The organism is Marinobacter sp. 1-3A (genome assembly GCF_016597775.1).
Lineage (GTDB): Bacteria > Pseudomonadota > Gammaproteobacteria > Pseudomonadales > Oleiphilaceae > Marinobacter > Marinobacter xiaoshiensis.
In genome coordinates, this window is sequence record NZ_VCGZ01000002.1 from 45790 (window position 1) to 63231 (window position 17442).

Here is a 17442-nt window from a genome sequence, read left to right on the forward strand (position 1 = left end):
TGATGGATATAAATAAAGCACCAACGGTGCTGATCGTAGAAGACGAGCCAGTAGGCATTGCCAGCCTCGTCGGCATTCTGGGGGACGCCTGCGAGCTGATTATCAGCCAAAACCTGTCTGAAGCGAGAGAACTTCTGTCTGGGGAGATCGATTTAGTCCTTCTCGATCTGTACCTGCCCGATGGGTCCGGGCTCGATTTTCTGAACGAGCTGAGAGCTTCAGAGCCTTATCTGGACGTGCCCGTCATCTGCGTTTCTGCTTCGGACAACACACAGGATATTGAGGAAGCTTTCCGGCATGGCGCCACAGACTATGTACTGAAGCCGTTCAACAAAACCATCCTGAGCGCCAAAGTATCCACGTTTATTGACCTGAAGCGCAAAACTGACATGCTGGCAGAAGCAGCACTTCTTGACCCCTTAACCGGGATTGGCAACAGGCGATTGTTCTATCAACAGCTCGATCTGGAATGGCGACGAGCTTCACGCCAGGACAATACCCTTGGACTGGTGCTGGTTGATCTGGATCACTTCAAACAGATCAATGATCAGCACGGTCACGCCCAGGGCGATTTGTGCCTGCAAAAGCTGGCAGCTACCATGAATACCAGCTTCGCACGTGCTGGCGAAGTGGTTGCACGCCTCGGAGGTGACGAGTTTGTCGCGCTTTTACCCGGGGCTGATCAACGAAGCACAGTGCTGGCAGCCAACAACCTGATGAGGTCCATACAGGCAGAATGTCAGAGCTGCCCCAAATTTGCGAAAACCTGCACGCCTTTCACTGTATCGGTAGGTTGCTCGGCAATTCAGCCGTCATCTTTGTCAACTGCCGAAGAGTTGGTCGAAGCCGCAGACAAGCATCTTTATGAAGCCAAGGAAGATGGAGGTCGCAACTGTGTCAGACCCTTACTATGAACTAGCTACGCAAGATGGGTCAGAGCTGCTCAGGTTAAGTGGCAAACCAAAGATTCTGGTTGTTGACGATGAGCCTACCAATATTCTTGTCCTGACAGATGCCCTCAGTGAGGACTACGATCTGGTGGTTGCATCCAGTGCCGAGGAAGCCATGAGTATTCTTGGGCAAGGCGACAAACCCCACCTCATTCTGCTGGACATTATGATGCCTGGTACCGATGGTTTTCAGATGTGCCGTGATCTGAAAGCCAGACGCGATTTGCAGCATATACCGGTTATATTTATCACAGCCCTGAGCGACTCGAAATCAGAAGAGAAAGGATATAAAGCAGGCGCCGTTGACTATATCCACAAGCCAATCCGCTTGCCTGCGGTGAGGGCCCGAGTGCGCACGCACATTTCCCTCAGCGGTATGCTCGAACACATCACGGCTCTCAATAAGCAACTCAAAGAACAGATAGAAAAGCTGAGCAACACCGCACAGCCCAACAACAACCTGTTCGAAAGGGTCTTCATGGCAACCTCGGAAGGTATCATCGTCCTGGACGCCAACGACACCATCGTTGCAGTGAACTCTGCATTTTCCCGCATTACCGGGTACTCCGAAAAAGAGGTGCTCAACGGAAGCTACGCGAATCTGAGTGAGGATATTGATACTCAAACAAGTCTGGACAGCATCTGCAAGCATCTGACGGAGCATGACCATTGGTCGGGCGAGCTTCATAGCCGGCGCAAATCCGGCGAGTTCTACCCGGAACTCCGAACCATCAGCACCATTCGCTCCAACAACAATAACGTCACGCACTACGTAGTCGTGTTTAATGACATATCCAACGTAAAAGAGACAGAGCAGCGGCTGGAAGAACTGAAGTGGCGCGATCCGGTTACCGGCCTGTCAAACCGCGCCCTGTTCCTGAATCAGCTCGGTACCGTATTAAAGTTCTGTACTCGCGGCAGTGTATCTACCGCTGTCCTCGTAGTTGATATCAATAACTTCCGCTATATCAACGAAACCTTCGGTTTTAAATGCGGTGATCTGGTGATCAGGGAGTTCGCGAAACGCCTGCGCAGGGCTGTGTTTACCGACGATTCCATAGCCAGACTTTCTGGCGACGAGTTTGGTATTGTTCTGGCGCCTAAGCAGTGGGCCATTGATGATGCGTATCGGGTTGTGCTGGGGTTATACGATCGTATCCAGAATAGCCTGACCGAACCCATTCAAAATGGCGACAACCCCGCTCTCCACCTTGAAGTCACAGTTGGTGCCGCCTTATACCCTACCGACAGCTCAGACTCACCAACATCCGCCCTTCAACACGCGGAAACGGCACATCGCAGTGCCAAAGCGGCTAATCGGCCAATCGCTATTTTTGAAGATTCCATGAGTGATCAAATTCGCCACCAGCTACAGATTGAATCGGAGCTGAAGCGGGCGCTAGAGCGCGATGAACTGGTGCTGTACGCACAGCCCCAATTGTCTCCAGAGAGGGTTCTCTACGGGCTTGAGATTCTGGTTCGCTGGGATCACCCCGAACGCGGTCTTCTGGGCCCGGGCGAGTTCATCCCTCTTGCGGAAAATACCCGGCAAATTGTGAAGGTTGAACGCTGGATTCTGCGCAAATCCATGGAGAAGATGGTAAAAGTTCACAAAACTCATCCCGAGCTTCGCTGCGCCATTAACATATCGATTAAGCACTTCGTAGAAGATGATTTTGTAGCGGCCGTGGAAAACCTGGTAGCCGCGTCCGAGTTTCCCGCTGAGCTGCTTACCCTGGAACTCACAGAAAGCGTTTCAGCTGACAATCTGGAAACCGTTATCCAAAAGATGGAGGCCTTGCGCAGCCTGGGGTGCACCTTCTCACTCGATGATTTTGGAACCGGCTATTCGTCGCTATCCCGCTTGCAACGCCTGCCTATATCCGAGGTCAAAATTGACCGCAGCTTCGTGCTTTTAGCCCCCAATGAGCCTATGAACGCCAACATCGTTGAAATGGTTGTAAGGATTGGCGACACCATGGGCGCTCGCGTCGTTGCGGAGGGTGTCGAAACCCAGGTTCATGCAGATTTTCTCGCAACCCTGCATCCTCACGTGTGCCTGCAGGGTTACTTCTTCGGGGTTCCACAGCCTATTGAGACGTTTATGGACCCGGAAGCGCCAGCGTTGAACTGACTCTTCCGGGCTTCATTTAGCCTGCGGGGCGTCCTTGATCCGGCTGGCTGTAGTCGCAAACACCATCAGGGAAGATTTCATTCAACCTCGTAATCTCAGGTTCCGTGAATGAAACGGTTCCGTAGGTGTCGTCGTTCAATGCTGTTTCAACCGACTTTAGCGCGCACTTGAAAATACTACCCTCGATAGGGCCACCCGCTACTATCCGAGACGTAGTGTAGGTTTCGAACTCGGCAGTACAAGCGCCATCAGGCTGCGCATCGAGAATGCCGTTCCAGACATTGTCTCCTTTGGCGATAAGAGAACCGTCCGCTTTATAGCAGCTATCTACCGCTGCCGCCGGCTTGTTGTCGGCGATACTCAGCTCGGGATTCTCACGCATATTCATTAGCCAGTCGTGCAGCACACCCAGCGCATCCATGGTTGGGTCTGAGCTTTTATCCGGCCTCGGTCTGTTTCCATCCGAAGTGTCGGTTGGCCTGCCGTCGGTAAACCAGATTACCTGGTTACCTGAGTCTCCCACCTTGTTGATGATGCGCTGGCGCACTGAGAAGGACTGGTGACTGTTGTGCATATCCAGCACTTCCTCCAAGTAGTGCCTCCAATCTATAACCGGAATATTGAGCTGGCCGTCGAAGACCATCCCAACGTCATAGGCCGCCTGAATCGCTAACAAATCACCCTCAGTGCGAGGTGCTGGCGCCGTACCATCGGCACTCAGGTTCATGTTGCGGGAGCTCCAGGGGTCGAACTTGGTTGGATCAGCAAAGACGTCTGCTTCCGTACCAATAAACGGAAAGCCCTCCTGCACCATTTCGGACGGATGTTTCCATCCGCCAACCTGCGCGTTCAGTTTGAGAAACTCGGTTTTGGTGATTTTGCCATCAACCAATGCTCCGAGGCCGTACTGTACGCCAACGTTGTCGTACAAGGTGCGCGGGTCGCCGTTCTCATCAACGCCGTAGATATTTCTCAAATCGTCATAATGAGACCATTCCACGGTACCCATCACGCCGGCTGGCTCCATAAGTTCTTGATTATCCGCATACCCAAACGCAGGGTTCATAACCAAAGGCGTGAGCCCGCGCCATGCCGGGATGCACTCAGTCATTCCCGGAGCGGTGCTAAGCTGCAACATTTGCTTTGCATCCGCAAACGGGTCGGGGTACTCGTCGGTGGCATTTAACCCCACCAACCAGGAGCGGTTTTTGGTGATCTGCCACTTGGCATTGCCTTTATCGGTAACGTCCATGTAGTACTCCAACAGCTCACAGTCACCGATGTGAATGGTCTGGGTGACCATGTCGGGATAGGAGTACTGGGGCATACCTGCATCCAGCAAGCCGGGATGATTCTGAGAATAAACGTACTGTTGGATAGCGCCACCAGAGCCGCCGACGGACACTGTGTACTCAGGCACACCGAAGCGCTTGATGAAGTGCTCCTTCACCATCAATGCCGTTTCGCCACCCACCCGTAGGTTGTAGTGGGTGTCTGCTTTGGTACCGGTGGAATAGATAATGGCATAACCCTTCGCAAGGGCATCTGGGCGCAACGCTCGGCTGTTGCTAACACGGCCCTGTGAATGCCCTATGGCAACGCCGCCCTGAAAGTGGAACAACAGCCGGCCATTCCAGTTTGCAGCCGATGTGTCATCCGGCTCATCCCCGATACTGGCAAGTGTGGCAAAACTGTAGATAAACCGATTGATAGTGCCCCGCTCCTGTCGAACCACAAAATCAACAGTGCGACCATCGGTCAGTTCAGTGGTGGCCATATCTGCAGGCCGGGAACCATCGTCAGGCAACGCAGCCCAGCTAGCGCCTGTTGTGCGATAGACAAACTCCACATAAGAATCGATCGAACAGTCCTTGCTCAAACCTATCTTGTTAGCATCGCTATCCATAACCGGGAAGCCGGCATCGCCTTGGGTATCCACCAAAGGCTGTTTTCCCAGCTCGGTTGTAACGGTACATACGAACGGATATTGCTGAGGGCCAGAGAATATTGGCCCACTCACTGGGTGAACGGTCAAAGTGAGATCACTCAAGGGGCCGGATTCACTATGGTGCAGCTCCAGCCGGTTTTCCCCCTCCACGAGCCCGGCCACCAGAATCTCGGGGCCATTCCGACCAGTCCTTACTTCCGGGCTGACCATCGTGCCGTTGAGCCAGAATTTGAGGCTGTTCATTTCTCTGGAGACTGTTGTTGCATCACCCTCCAGACCAACCAGCACCGTATCGCCGCTGACTTGGTTTGGCGCACTGGAAAGACTGACGAGATCAAGATCTGGCGGGCTTGAGGAACTGCTACTGGAGCCACCAAAACAACCACTAAGCAGAAACACAGATATTCCTGCAATCGTTAAGGATTGCGCTATCAGGCGAGTAAGCATCGAAAATACCCTCTTGGCGTTATTATTGTCACCGAGCGTTTTATCGAAGCTGGAAGCTGGCACTACACGAAAAGCTGTGTTTTTTTCTTTTCAATCCTAGTCCACCTTTCACCGCAGGTACAGGGCGCCACCGGTAAAGCGTAAACCTTCACGCTGCCGCCCAGACTTGATTTAGAACAACGACAACTATCGTCCGATCTGGCTTGTCGCGTTACTGTATTGCGACTCTTCGTTATCTTCCAAACGAATACACATACCGCTTTGAAAGTCCGCCTTCCCAAGATTCGGAGTGGCGGCTCCCACAAAGAGGTATTTGTAATGCATCAACAGGACAGTCTATGACGCCCACCATCGCCATTCTCCTGATCATTACCTTCGTGCTCTCCACGGTAGGTTTGCTGCTTCTGATCTGGTCTATTGCCAACAATCAGTTCAGTCACGGTCAGGCAGCGGCACGCACTATTTTCTCTCCGGGGGAGGAAGGCCACAGTGAGGACCCTGCGCGCCCTTCAGACCCGACGTTTACCGGCAACACCAGTGAGCAGGCCGCGGCCATAGAGGCACGCTGGACAGCTGATCAATCCTCAAGAACAGCGGTCCTCACCTGGCTGAGTTCGTCGGTTTTCTGGCTGCTTCTGGGCTCGTTTTTCGGGCTGGCTTCTTCCATGAAAATGCACCTTCCGGACTTTTTGACGGCCAGTGAGTTCCTTACCTTCGGCCGGATTCGCCCCGTACACCTGAACGCCGTTACCTACGGCTGGGCCTCCATGGCCGGTATTGGCGTTGCGCTGTTCCTGATACCACGATTGTTTAAAACCTCTCTGGCTGGCGGAAAATACGCTGTTCTTGGCGGCTTTATCTGGAACATTGGTCTGGTTCTCGGGCTGAGCGCCATCACGCTGGGCCTATCCGATGGCGAGGAGTGGCTGGAGTTTCCCTGGCAAATCGACATTTTGTTTGTGATAGGAGGCGCTCTGTGTGCTATTCCCTTGCTGCTCACTGCTGCCAACCGCAAGGTGGAGCACCTGTATGTAACCAGCTGGTACCTGATGGCGGCGCTGGTTTGGTTTCCTTTCCTGTTCCTTATTGCCAATCTGCCTTTTGCCTTTCCCGGTGCCTCTGGCGCCACAGTTAACTGGTGGTTCGCTCACAACGTACTTGGGCTCTGGGTAACGCCCATCGGCATTGGTATTGCTTACTACATGATCCCGAAAATTCTCGGCAAGCCGATTATTTCCTATCAGCTATCGCTCATTGGCTTCTGGTCATTGGCGCTGTTTTACAGTCAGGTGGGTATCCATCACCTGATTGGCGGCCCCATTCCAACCTGGCTGGTCACACTCTCGATTGTGCACAGTGTGATGATGTCGATTCCGGTGATTACCGTAGCCATCAACCATCACGGCACCATGATGGGCAGTTTCGGGCGCCTGAAAGACTCGCCAACCCTGCGCTTTGTATGGATTGGTGCGCTCATGTACACCGTGGCTTCGCTTCAAGGCTCCATGGAAGCACTGCGCAGCATTAACGTAATTACTCACTTCACCCACTACACCGTGGCTCATGCGCACCTCGGCATGTATGCCTTCCTGAGCTTCATTCTGTTTGGTGCCGTGTATTTCATTATGCCTCGCCTCACGAACTGGGAATGGCCATGGCGCAAGCTGATCAGCCTGCATTTCTGGCTGGTGAGCATCGGCATTCTGATTTACGTGGTGTCGCTGACCATCGCAGGCTGGAAGCAAGGCGTTGCATTGCTTGATGCCGCCATGCCGTTCATGGACATAGTGAAAATGACACTGCCCGCACTTCAGGCCCGCACCGTCGGTGGTGCTCTGATGACGCTGGGGCACCTGGTGTTCGCATTCCACTTCATCGCCATGCTGATGCGCCGCGGTGCTGCCACTGAGCAACCGACTCTCTTCCGCCCAGCCACCAAGGAGAACGCCCAATGAAACGTGCTCTCGCAATCATGGTCGGCGCAGCGCTCATTCTGTTGCTGGCCACGCTTACCCTGGTGGTTATGCCTTATCTGCAAATGTCTGCAGAACAGGTACCGCCCGATCTCAAGCCCTACACGGAACAGCAGCAACGTGGCCGCCAGGTCTATATCGCCAATGGCTGCGTTTACTGCCACAGCCAACAGCCGAGGGACCCAAGCTTTGCGCCAGGCGATAAAGCGCGGGGCTGGGGCCGGCCATCGGTGCCTGGAGACTACGCCTACGATGAGCCACATTTGCTGGGCACCATGCGTACCGGCCCGGACCTGTTCAACATTGGCGCTCGCCAGCCCAGTATCGATTGGCAGTTGATGCACCTGTACAACCCGAGGGCGATCATTAAAGGCAGCATTATGCCGTCTTACCCCTTCCTGTTCCGTCATGTGAATGAACCGGCAGAAGGCGACAAAGTGGTGAACATTCCGCCACCTTACGGTCCAGAAACCGGAAAAATCGTTGCCACTGAGGACGCTTTAGCCCTGGCTGAGTACATGCTCGCCCTTGACCACACTTATCCGGCACCGACTTTGCCAAAAGCCCAGCCAAAATCCGATGAGCCCAAGGAGAACCGTGCGCCATGAACCAGCATGATCATCGCGCTCAATACCGTGAAGCGCCCGAACCGGAAGAAGGCACACGCGCCACGCCAAAAATTGTGCTGGCCTGGATCGCAATACTGATTGTATGGGGCGTGGGCTATTACACCTGGCAGATTGGTAAGCCCATGCTGGGTGGCGACAGCCGCTCAGCGGTGGCGGCTGTGCAGCAGGAACCCGGGCCTGCGGATGATGCTGACGCCAGCGGTTCTGCATCCTCAGAAAGCCCCGACTCTGGTGGCGGCACGGCAGCCGCCAAGGCGGATGGGGCAGCGATTTACAGCGCCCAATGCAGCGCATGCCATCAGGCAAATGGGCAGGGTGTGCCTGGTGCCTTTCCTCCGTTGGCGAGCAGTGAGTGGTTGCTAGCGGACGCGGCCATCCCGGTGGCCATCGTACACGACGGCCTGCAAGGCGAAATCCAGGTTGCTGGCAACACCTTCCAGGGCGTTATGCCCAAGTTTGGCGGCACACTCTCCGATGCCGAACTGGCCGCAGTTCTGAGTTATGCCCGCAGCGAATGGGGCAATAGCGCAGGTGAGATCGACCCGGCGACAGTAACAGAGCACAAAGAGCGCTTTGGCGATCGTGGGGACTGGTCTGCGGAGGAACTGAAGGAGGTTTTCGGGGAACCCTGAGATGGCCGCCAACAACAGAAGCACAGCGCAGGAACAACAGAATCAGGACATCCTGATGATTGAGGGGATGCGCTGTGGCAGTTGTGCGATTGCCGTTGAAGCGCTGCTGAAGAAACAACCGGGGGTCAGCGACGCTGCAGTGAACTTTGCAGCAGATGTGGCAATGATTTGCTGGGACAAGGAGAAGCCCCCGCTGGCGAACCTTCAGCAAGCTGTTGCCCGCCTGGGTTACCGCTTGCACAGCTCGGTTGATCCTGACCGCAGCAAGCTCCAGGCCGAGTCGGTGCGCAAGCACTTACAACGGCGACTGGCGGTGGCTGTAGTCTTTGGCATGTGGAGCATGATGCCGGCCCTGTTAATCTATCTGGCACCCTTTGGTGCGGTAGAGGCGGAAGTCTTATGGCCACTGGCCGTCGCCAGCGGTTTGTTCGCCGCTCCGGTCGTGCTCTATTCTGGCTCTCACTTCTATCGGGTGGGCTGGCGCACGCTGATTGCAGGCGCACCGGGCCTCGATAGCCTTATTTTTCTCGCAGTCTTCGCGGCCTGCATAATCTCTATATGGCAGCTTATCTCTGGCAGCTACCATGTGTACTTCGACGCCGCGGTTATGCTGATCACCTTCCAGCTGATCGCAAGATTGCTGGATACCAGCGTGCGCCGGCGCGCCTCGGAGATCATTCGTCGCTACCTGCAGCACGTGCCGGATCAGGTAACCCTCAAAACGCCTGAGGGCAAACTCGAAACCCGCCAAGCCAGCGACATTAAGGCCGGCGAACACATCGTGCTCAGGGCTGGAGAACAGCTGGCTCTGGATGGCCAGATTGTGCAAGGGCACGGCCAAGCCGATCTCTCCATGCTGACTGGCGAACATATGCCTCAGGCGCTCGGGCCAGGTGCAGAACTGCTTGCAGGCTGCCAGTTGGTGGAAGGTGAACTGGAACTGGTCGTAACCGCCAGCACCGGCCAGCGCCGTATCGACCAATTATCCCGCTCCATCAGCGCTTTGCTTAGCCGTAAAACCACCCTTCAACGCCTGACTGATCGCATTGCACGCATTCTGCTACCCGTTATTCTGATTGCAGCCACAGCGGCCGTGGGCCTTGCCCTTGTTCAAGGCGTTCCGATTCCAGAGGCTGCGGCACGCGGGCTGGCCGTTATGATCATCAGCTGCCCCTGCGCTCTTAGCCTGGCCATCCCTCTGGTGATCACCATGGGGCATGCCAACATGATCAATCGCGGCATCGTATTGCAAGATCCTGCCGCCCTTGAGGCAGCGGCTGAAGTGGGTGCGATTGTCTTCGATAAAACCGGCACATTGACTACGGGCGAACCCAGCGTAAATAGCATCACGCCTGCCAAGCAATGGACGGAAAGCGGCCTGCTGCAACTGGCGCAGGATACGCTCCTGGAGTCACCACACCCGGTTGCCCGGGGCCTGATGGCGAATAGGCATTCAGTGCCTGAGCCAGCACCTGAAGGAACACGGGAGAGTTTTTCCGGGTTTGGAACACGCTGGGTAAACGGGGAGACGGTCGCGCTGGTCGGGCGCGCCAGCTGGCTGAGGGAACAGGGCATCGACGTTCCGCCCACCGAAGATACGGGAATGAGTGTTCATCTGGCCTGCAACGGGCTTTATGCCGGCAAGATCGGTTTTCAGGAGACTCTCAGGCAGGAATCGGCAGCCACGATCCGCCAGCTGGTGCAGCAGGGCTACGTAATCTATTTACTCAGCGGCGACACTCGCAAGGCCTGTCTGGATCTGGCCAAACGCCTTGGTATTACTCCGGAACATGTGCTCTCAGAGTATTCCCCCGAGCAGAAACACAGCTTTATCGCAAACCTGGAACAACAGACTCCCACCGTATTTGTAGGCGACGGCCTCAATGATGGCTTGGCTTTGGCCGGCGCAAGACTGGGTATCGCCGTGGGCAATGCGGCATCCGCCACTGGCGCAGCAGCAGCTGTTTATCTCACGGAAAGCATCGCCAAGGTACCCACCACCCTGCAGTTGGCACAACGGGCACGTAAGCTGATGTATCAGAATCTGTTTTGGGCAGTGGGTTACAACGCCTTGGTAATTCCACTGGCGGTTACAGGCTGGATTCAGCCGGTAATCGCAGCCGTTGCCATGTCACTCAGCAGTCTATGCGTGCTGCTAAACAGCCTGCGCATGCAGAGCCAGATCGAATGTGACTCAGCAGTTTCTTCCTGCAAACTCAGCTCCTCCCTTCAGCCCCTTACATAGACTTTAGTACCCTTACCCTCCGCACCCTTGCCTTTAAATCCAAAGGTGCTATGGTGCCGGCAACCTCAGTGAAGGAGCTCTCCATGGTTTCTTTATTTCCCCTTTCGATTACTTTCCATTAGTCGGCGAGCCCCGCCATACGGTGCTCGCGAGCTTCCTGATACTTTTAAAAAACATAAACGTCTAAACGTTTGTGGCACCAGTAACAAAACGAATATTTTTAGTAGGCAGAGATACTGACATGATGATGAATGTAGGTTTTAACCTGGGTTCACGTGATATCGCAACGCTTAATGCAAAACTGGGAAGGCTCTACAGAAACCCCGTTATCCCCCCCGAAAATACGGCTATGATTGGCAGCACTGTAACGCTGATCAACTGCCTCGACTCATCGGAACTCACCTTCCGATTAACAGATTCCGGATCCTGCCCTGAAGCCGAAAAAGATGATGTTTGTATAGGCTCACCGTTCGGCCTCGCGCTGCTTGGCACCAAGCCAGGGAGTGTTGTTAAACTGGGGTCGGGTAACGAAGAAGGGCATGCTGTTGTTCTGAACGTCTCAAGCTGAAGTAACCTCGCCAAAAACGCCTCCTCCCTCTTCGACGCATAGTCTCTCAGCCGTGCCACTTCGTGTCGCATTGCTGGTCGTAATTGACACCGGCACGCCTGAGTGACATGTTTGCAAGCGTTTAGCGCAAACAACAATAAACAGCGTCGAGTATTTCAAGCATGCTGATTTTGACCGGCTTTGGCCTGGCTTGCCTGGTTATCCTCCTGATCACCACAACCCGAGAGCTACAACATTCATCCGCTGCACGGGTGTTCGCGGTTTTTCTAATCGCCAGCTCCGGGTTCTTACTCCACCCACTTGCGCCACCCCACTGGCAATGGCTTACGCTGAATCTGGAAGTAATGCTTCCAGCCCTGTTCTGGTTGCTGTGTCAGACCACCTTCCGCCAGCGTTTAAAGCTATTTTCGGCATGGAGCGCTATGGCGCTCTACAGTGTAATCGCGCCCTGTACAGCAAGGCTATTTTCAGATCACCAGAGTGCGCAGGGGCTCCTGCTCTTTTTCGGTTGGGAACTTGGAGAAGTATTTGAATTTTTGATCATTGCAAACGGCCTTTGGACAGTTCTTGCAGACTGGTCCTCTGACCTGGTGGAACCGCGCCGAAAGCTTCGGGCGCTCGTTCTGGTTGTTGCAGGCACCACTGTGTTTCTTGTGGCCCTGGCCTTCAATCTGGATGCTGCCTACGCAGTTAACCGAGCACTGGTAGTCTCCATTGCGGGCGTAGCCATAGCCACCTTCCTTTTGAAGGGCAGATTCAGCGATCTCTCGTTCCGCAGCGGCCCTGCCCCCGAAGTTGAAGCTATGCCATCAGTGCAGGCATCCGAAACCAGTAACCAGCCAGGTGTCCAGGATGAGCACATTGCTCGCCTTGCGAGCGTGATGGAAGAAAAATATTACCGCACAGAACATCTGACCTTGAAAATGCTGGCGAGAAAACTCGAGCTTCCGGAATATCGCACTCGTGCACTGATCAACAAGCAATTAGGCTACCGCAACTTCAACGACTACATTAACCAACTCAGAATCGCCGAAGCCGCGGAGCGCCTGATTGCCGAACCGGATACGCCCGTTCTCAATATTGCACTGGACATTGGATACAGAACCTTGAGCTCATTCAACCGTGCGTTCCGGGAAATCCAACAGTGCACACCTACTGAATTTCGCCAGAACAACGAGGCTCACTAGGGTTCCTACCTGATCACTTTCTGCAATTTCAACAATTTGCTCAGACCACAGAAACTCCCCTCTGGCCATTGTGACAGAAGGGCTTGGAGTTTTTGCACACAGGCTGCCGTATTCTGCGCAGCGGTTTTGCTCGTGATATTCGTCAATCCTGCATAGTTTGCTATCCAGCCGTGCTGTTCTTCTACTCGGTGCTGCTCGGCTCGCCATAAATAAACAACAACAATATCTCATGCATCTGGAGTTGGTATGCAGGCTACAAACAATCACATCAGCATCAACAAAAACCCCCTTTTACTCGTGGGCATTGTCCCCGCACTGCTGCTGGCAGGTTGCGGCGGCAGCGGCAGCAATAATGAATCACCGCCAGCCGTTACGTTCCCGGAGGGGGCAATCATGCTTCCGGCCGATGACACCCTGACTACCGCAGCCAAGAATGCCTTTATCAACGCCAAATCCGGCGATGTCATCGTGTTCCCGCAAGGAACCTTTTCGATCAAAGGCACGCTCACGTTTGATGCAGACTCCGACGGCGATGGCATTCCAGTTGAAAATATCACCATCGTCGGTTACGGAATGGGGAAAACCATTCTGAACTTTGAGAATTCTACCGGTGGTGACGGGCTGTTTGTTCAGAATGGCAAAGACGTCACCATAAAAGATCTCGGAGTTTACGAGGCTGCAGCCAACGCCATTAAATTCAAAAATACCGACGGCATTATTCTCAAGTCAGTTGCGACTGTGTGGGAAGGTGAACTGAACGACCAGAACGGTGCCTATGGCCTATACCCGGTTGAATCCAAAAACATACTGATTGAAGACTCATACGTGCGCGGGTCGGCAGACGCGGGCATTTATGTTGGCCAGTCAGAAAACATTGTAGTGCGTCGGAATATTGCCGAGGAAAACGTGGCAGGTATTGAGATCGAGAACTCAATCAACGCCGACGTATACGACAACATCGCCCGCAAGAATACAGGTGGCATTCTGATATTCGATCTGCCCATTGGTAACGATATTTACGGCACCAACGTGCGAGTATTTGACAACGAAGTGCTAAACAACAACGAGGTAAACTTTGCGAAAGTAGGCGATTTTGAAGGTGGGGTTCACATTGTACCGCCAGGGACCGGCATCATTGTGCTGTCTACAAACGATGTTGAGATCTATAAAAACCGCATCACGGACCATAAAACCACGTCAATTGTCACTACCAGTTACTACATTGCAGACGAGAACCTCGGCTACGTAAACCCCAAATATACCACTGTCATTGATGACGGCTGGGAAGCAGTGCCCCGCAACATTTCGATCCATGATAACGAGATCCAGAATTCAAGCTATGCACCTACCGGCTATTTGATTACCGATATCATCACGGGCTTCAACGCCTTCCATCAGGCATTCCCGGCCATTTTGTATGACGGACTAGGCGAACTGGTAGCTTATGTCGGGGCGGATGCAACAACAGCAGGGGCTCCTTTCAGCCAAGGGGATTACATCTGTTCCGCAAACAACGGCAACGTAAGCCATGGCGTTGTGTTCGATCCTGAGGGTGATGGCAGCAAGCTCGTAGATGGCGCAATGCCAGACTTCCTGTTCGAAGCCAGCCAGACCAACCTGATGGCATGCGCCACTATGCCTGCGGCACTCAGCCCATCAAAAGCAACCATCAATGGCACCAGCTACGGTTGTGGCGAAGACGACGCAAGCGACCCAAGCTCCGCGTCCTGCGCACTGTAAAACCACGAGGCCCACACCTTCGTGGTGGGCCTCGCTTCCCCTTTTTTGAAAACAGGCTTTCGGATATATCCGGAAGCCTGCAGGAGTGGCTCTATGAATCTGAAAAAAACCAACCATCTGCTGACGGGATTATCACTGGCCGGAGCCTTGTTGCTAACAGCGTGTGGCGGCGGAGGTGATGGCGACACTATTGGCAATATCACATCACCCACTGAGTCTGGTGTGTGTGGAGAGGCCGGCGACGATGTCAACATTGATGCTCTTATGACCGCCAACTGCAAATATCTGAGCAGTTACCGGCTGTTTGAAGACCCAACCAATCCCACAGCCAACCCAACCGGTAACGGCACACCTTACGACCTGACAACGGCGCTTTTCACAGACTACACCAGCAAATATCGATTCGTTTTCATTCCGGATGGCAAAGCGGCCAGGTTCTCGGAAAATGAAACCATGGAGTTCCCGGTTGGCACCGTGATCACCAAAACCTTTGCACTGCCGGCCGACACAGCATTCCGCGGCATCGAAGATGAAACACTGCTGGAAACCCGGCTGCTGATTCACCGCGAAAGTGGATGGACTGCGCTGCCCTATGTTTGGAACGCTAACGCAACAATCGCCGAATTTAAAAGCGCCGGCGCATTCTTGCCTGTCTCATTGGTTCACAACGGAAAACAGCAGGATTTCACCTACGAAGTACCCGATACCAACATGTGTAAGCAGTGTCACCAGTTCGATGTCGCCGGTACCAGCAAGTTCATGCCGATCGGACCCAAAGCTCGATTACTGAATAGATCCTATGACTACGCCGAAGGCCCAGAGAACCAACTTACTCATTGGCAAACAGCAGGCTTTTTGACAGGTCTTCCCGCGGACTTGTCGACGATCGACACGATAACTGCTTATACAGACGCAGATGCCCAGCTACTGCCGACTAAATCCAGTGCCGAACTCATGGATCTGGCAAAAGGATACCTTGATATTAACTGCGCTCATTGCCATCGGCCCGAGGGAGGCGCCAGTAACACGGGGCTGAACCTTGAGTATTGGCGTTCGTATATTGACCATAAGCCCCAACATGGCTACTGCAAAACACCTGTGGCCTACCGCGGCAGTGACGGACGCAATTATGATTTGGTGCCGGGCGACGCAGAGAACTCGATTCTGCACTACCGAATGAGTACCGCGCAGCCCAGGCATCGCATGCCTGAAATAGGGCGTGCCCTCGTACATGAGGAGGGCGTAGCACTGATTGCTTCATGGATTGACAGCTTACCCGGTGGCTCTTGCGACCCTTAAACTTGCGGCCCCACAGTGCAGGGATGCCCGGGGCCACTATTTTCCCCCTCAACCACTTTCAACTATAGTGACTGAAACCCTTTAAAGAATGCCGTGAACATGCCCAATGTTGGCCACCCCCTCCGTGGGACACAGGTCTTGATCGTCGTAATCTCAGGCCTCTGCGCTTTTTGCGTATACGCGATGATCACTCTGTTTGTGGCCATTCAGGGCGCTTTGGTGTCCCAATCGGTAGAGCTAGACGCTTTGATGTCTGAAGCCGAGAAAATCGCATTGGAGAGCCGTTCCGTTATTGACCGGTTGAATGCGCAAGGCTTTGACCAATGCAACGACACCTTGCTTGCGGTCATGCGACGGGAGCTTTTTCATACCTACCGTGTAAGGGATATTGGCTTTCTGCGGGACAACACAGTGTTGTGTACCACTGGCCAGGGGATTTTGAAAACACCGATAAAACAGGACTCGTGGGATTTTATCAGCGACGACGGTTTCAGCTACTGGCCTGCCGCCCGCCTTGCGCTCTTTGACGGTGAGATTGTTGCCCCTATCGTGGGGAAAGGTCTGTTCAATGTGGTACTTGATACCCGCTGGCTGGAACAGCTTGCCATTGCAAACAGCCGCTGGGAGTTGGTGTATCGCAACAGCCTTTCCCAGACCCAGCATGCCTTCGGAGACCCGGGCGTGTTCCGAAGCTTGAGCAAACAATCCGGGCAGGACATTACGCTCACAACCATTTATTCGGAAACCTGCAGCGACATTATTCCCTACTGCGCGAGCGCAGAAATAAAACACACCGACGTTTTAAGGCGTAGCCAGTCACTTGCAGTTTTCCTGGCAGTAACAGGGCTGGTTTTAGGCTCCGGATCAGGCCTGGTGAGCTGGCTTGTTCTGAAAAGGCGGCTGAGCACAACCCAACGGATAATCCGGGGCATGAGGCATGATGCCTATTTCCCACTGTACCAGCCGATTGTAGACCTCAAGAGCGGGAGCATTATCGGGTGTGAGGTTCTGGCCCGATTTCGTGATACCTATGGTGCCCTTTACCCGGATGAATTCATTCCGGTGTTGGCCAATATCGGTAAGGGCTGGCAATTTACCCAACTGATCATGCAGAAGACTCTGGACGACCTGAACACCAGAGCCGGGCTACCGGACGGCTTCAAGGTAAACATCAACCTTTTCCCCTCTGATATCGCCCAGAGCAGAATGAAAGATGCCGACATTTCACTGGCACTTGCAGCATCGCGGTTTAATATTGCTTTCGAGATTACCGAAGACGAGCATCTTGATACGGCTACCGCCAAAGACTGTATACAGTGGATCAAGGCCAACGGCTTTGAGCTGGCAGTCGACGACTTTGGTACCGGTTATTCCAACCTCGCAAAGGTGCGGGATCTGGGCTGCAACACACTGAAAATTGACCGCAGCTTCGTATTCGATATAGATACCGGCGGTTTGGGCGCAGCGCTTGTTCCGCTAATGGTCAGTATTGCAAAAGAACTGGGCATGGAGGTTGTTGCGGAGGGTGTCGAAACAAGCATCCAGGCCACTATTGTTTCAAACATGGGCGTCAGGTTTGCGCAGGGCTGGGCATTTGGCAGGCCCATGCCGGCAAGCAGGCTGGAGGAACTCGTGCGCCAAACATCATAGCCCTGCTTGCGCACTTGATCGGATTTCCTGTTCATCTCTC

Annotated in this window: 12 protein-coding genes; 11 read left to right on the plus strand and 1 reads right to left on the minus strand. The window is 53.9% G+C overall.

The genetic code is table 11. The features are described from left to right. The first annotated feature begins 2 nt into the window (after positions 1–2). Together FE848_RS03440 and FE848_RS03445 are read left to right on the plus strand one after the other, a co-directional pair. Positions 3–914 (plus strand): GGDEF domain-containing protein, encoded by a 912-nt coding sequence (locus FE848_RS03440; RefSeq protein ID WP_200201355.1) that lies wholly within the window; start codon positions 3–5, stop codon positions 912–914. Then, the gene (locus FE848_RS03445; RefSeq protein ID WP_200201356.1) at positions 895–3084 is read left to right on the plus strand and encodes an EAL domain-containing protein; all 2190 of its coding nucleotides are present in this window, start codon (positions 895–897) and stop codon (positions 3082–3084) included. Before FE848_RS03440 ends, FE848_RS03445 begins: the two co-directional genes overlap by 20 nt. A 16-nt stretch (positions 3085–3100) precedes the next feature. On the opposite strand, the gene FE848_RS03450 is transcribed toward FE848_RS03445, so the two are convergent. After that, on the minus strand, positions 3101–5479 hold the full coding sequence (locus tag FE848_RS03450; protein ID WP_200201357.1) for a DUF6351 family protein: 2379 nt from the start codon (positions 5477–5479) through the stop codon (positions 3101–3103). A gap of 338 nt (positions 5480–5817) precedes the next feature. Here FE848_RS03450 and FE848_RS03455 point away from each other — a divergent pair, with 338 nt between their 5' ends. The 9 genes from FE848_RS03455 (at position 5818) to FE848_RS03495 (ending at position 17402) form a co-directional block, all read left to right on the plus strand. Further along, complete coding sequence (locus FE848_RS03455; protein WP_200201358.1) at positions 5818–7434, plus strand: cbb3-type cytochrome c oxidase subunit I; 1617 nt, start codon at positions 5818–5820, stop codon at positions 7432–7434. After that, positions 7431–8060 carry a cbb3-type cytochrome c oxidase subunit II gene (locus tag FE848_RS03460; protein WP_200201359.1) on the plus strand — a complete coding sequence of 210 codons (630 nt, stop codon included), beginning with the start codon at positions 7431–7433 and terminating at the stop codon, positions 8058–8060. The genes FE848_RS03455 and FE848_RS03460 overlap by 4 nt, the downstream gene beginning before the upstream one ends. After that, on the plus strand, positions 8057–8713 hold the full coding sequence (locus FE848_RS03465) for a c-type cytochrome (RefSeq protein ID WP_200201360.1): 657 nt from the start codon (positions 8057–8059) through the stop codon (positions 8711–8713). Before FE848_RS03460 ends, FE848_RS03465 begins: the two co-directional genes overlap by 4 nt. Position 8714: 1 nt before the next feature. Continuing rightward, a complete protein-coding gene (locus FE848_RS03470) occupies positions 8715–10958 on the plus strand; it encodes a heavy metal translocating P-type ATPase (RefSeq protein ID WP_200201361.1) in 2244 nt (747 codons plus the stop codon). A 241-nt stretch (positions 10959–11199) separates the two neighbouring features. Continuing rightward, complete coding sequence (locus FE848_RS03475) at positions 11200–11526, plus strand: GreA/GreB family elongation factor (protein ID WP_200201362.1); 327 nt, start codon at positions 11200–11202, stop codon at positions 11524–11526. 161 nt (positions 11527–11687) lie between these two features. Then, positions 11688–12713, plus strand: a complete 1026-nt coding sequence (locus FE848_RS03480) for an AraC family transcriptional regulator (RefSeq protein WP_227715133.1) — start codon at positions 11688–11690, stop codon at positions 12711–12713. Positions 12714–12959: 246 nt separating this feature from the next. Then, positions 12960–14453, plus strand: a complete 1494-nt coding sequence (locus FE848_RS03485; RefSeq protein WP_200201363.1) for a parallel beta-helix domain-containing protein — start codon at positions 12960–12962, stop codon at positions 14451–14453. A 93-nt stretch (positions 14454–14546) separates the two neighbouring features. Continuing rightward, positions 14547–15752: an SO2930 family diheme c-type cytochrome gene (locus FE848_RS03490; RefSeq protein ID WP_200201364.1), complete on the plus strand. Its 1206-nt coding sequence runs from the start codon at positions 14547–14549 to the stop codon at positions 15750–15752. 138 nt (positions 15753–15890) lie between these two features. Continuing rightward, positions 15891–17402, plus strand: a complete 1512-nt coding sequence (locus FE848_RS03495) for an EAL domain-containing protein (RefSeq protein ID WP_200201365.1) — start codon at positions 15891–15893, stop codon at positions 17400–17402. Positions 17403–17442 lie beyond the last annotated feature (40 nt).